1 protein-coding gene and 1 pseudogene are annotated in these 2,070 nt (G+C 72.9%); both read left to right on the forward strand.

All coding sequences use genetic code 11. The annotated features are described in order from the left end of the window. A pseudogene (locus tag ASJ79_RS23110) lies at positions 1-1,972 on the forward strand (acyltransferase domain-containing protein); the annotation flags it as partial. An 18-nt stretch (positions 1,973-1,990) separates the two neighbouring features. Continuing rightward, a partial coding sequence (locus ASJ79_RS35225) for a hypothetical protein (protein WP_231750990.1) occupies positions 1,991-2,070 on the forward strand: 80 nt, incomplete at its 3' end.

Genomic DNA, 2,070 nt, shown 5'->3' on the forward strand with positions numbered 1-2,070 from the left:
CGCGCCTGCTTGGCTTTGCGGCGCCTGCGTCCGTCGCTCATGGTGCGGACGCGACCAGGCCGTCGCCGGGTTGCGGGCGCTCGCCGGGGGTTACCCGGCCCCGGGTGTGGTGCCCGTCCACGACGGCGCCTGTGGAACCGGGACCGTGTTCCTGTACTCCGGGCAGGGCTCGCAGTGGGCCGGCATGGGCCGTCGGCTGCTGGCCGACGAGCCGGCGTTCGCCGCGGCGGTCGACCAGCTCGAGCCCGACTTCGTCGCCCAGGCCGGGTTCTCACTGCGCGACGTGCTCACCTCGGGACAGCCCGTGGTCGGCATCGACCGCATCCAGCCGGTGCTGGTCGGTGTGCAGCTCGCCCTGACCGCGCTGTGGCAGTCCTACGGCGTGAAACCCGACGCGGTCATCGGCCATTCGATGGGCGAGGTGACGGCCGCGGTGGTGTCCGGGGCGCTCAGCCCGGCCGACGGCCTCAAGGTGATCGCGACCCGTTCGCGGCTGATGAAGCGGCTGTCGGGGCAGGGCGCCATGGCCCTGCTCGAGCTCGACGCCGAGGCGGCCGAGAAGCTGATCGCGAACTACGCGGGCCTGACGGTCGCGGTGTACGCGTCGCCGAACCAGACCGTGATCGCCGGCCCGCCCGACCAGGTGGACGCCGCGGTCGCCGAGGTCGACAAGCTCGACAAGCTGGCCCGGCGGGTGGAGGTCGACGTCGCGTCGCACCATCCGATCATCGATCCGATCCTCGACGACCTGCGCGCCGAGCTGGCCGATCTGCAGCCACGCCGGCCGACCATCCCGGTGATCGTGACCACCGACGGTCGGCCCACCGACGGGACCAACGTGTTCGACGCCGACCACTGGGTGGCCAACCTGCGCAACCCGGTGCGGTTCGCCCGCGCGGTCGCCACCGCCGGCGCGGACAAGGCGGTGTTCGTCGAGGTGAGCCCGCACCCGCTGCTCAGCCACGCGGTCAAGGACACGCTGTCGGGCGGCCACCACCACAGCATCGCCACCCTGCAACGCGACGCCAACGACACGGTGACCTTCCACACCAGCCTCAACGCGACCCACACGGTGCGTCCGCCGAAAACCCCGCAGCGCGCCGCCCGGGTGCCGCTGCCGACCACCCCTTGGCACCACGCCCACCACTGGATCCACACGGCTGGCGCAGAAGCCGTGCCGCACAACGGAACCGACGTGGCGATGGCCGAGGGGGAGAAGCACGAGTGGTTCCACCGGCTCGACTGGCCGGTGCGTGACCTGCCCGCAGGCGGGACCGATGTCCCGTGGCTGGTGCTGACCGACGACACCGGCGCCGAGCTGGCCGAATCGCTCGGTGCGGACTCGCGCGCGCTGCCGCTGTCGGTGCTCGACGACGCCGATGCGCTGCGCGCCGCGCTGCCGGGAGTGCGGCACGTCGTGTACGCGCCGCCGGTGGCGGCACGCCGGTTCGACGCCGCGCCGAGCTACGAGGCGTTCCACCAGCTGCGCCGCCTCGTGGTCGCGTTGGCCGGTACCGCCGATGCGCCGCGCCTGTACGTGGTGACCCGCAACGCCCAGCCGGTCACCGACGGCGACCGGGCCAACCCCGCGCACGCCGTGCTGTGGGGCCAGGGCCGGACACTGGCGTTGGAGCACCCCGAGTTCTGGGGTGGCCTCCTCGACGTCGACGAGGCGCTGCCGCCGGAACTGCTGGCGCAGTACCTGCGCGCCGAGGCTGTCGTGACGGACACCGACCGGGACGACCAGGCCGTCTACCGCGGCGCCGAGCGCCGCGTCCCGCGGCTGGTCCCGCATCCGCTGCCGGCCGTGTCGCTGACACGGCTGGAGAGCGGCACCAGCCACCTCGTGATCGGCGCGACCGGCAACGTCGGCCCACACCTGATCCGTCAGCTCGCCGACATGGGGGCCGCGACGGTGGTCGCGGTGTCGCGGCGGGGTGGCTCGCACCTGTCGGAGCTGGCCGAGGAGCTGATCGCCGCATTCCTGCCGGTGTTGTTCCCCGGGCTGGAGATCGTGGAGCACCACGCGTTCCGGATCACCCGCAACGCGGACTTCGAGGTGGAGGAAGA

It is taken from the genome of Mycobacterium sp. NAZ190054, from assembly GCF_001545925.1.
In the GTDB taxonomy this organism is placed as follows: Bacteria; Actinomycetota; Actinomycetes; order Mycobacteriales; family Mycobacteriaceae; genus Mycobacterium.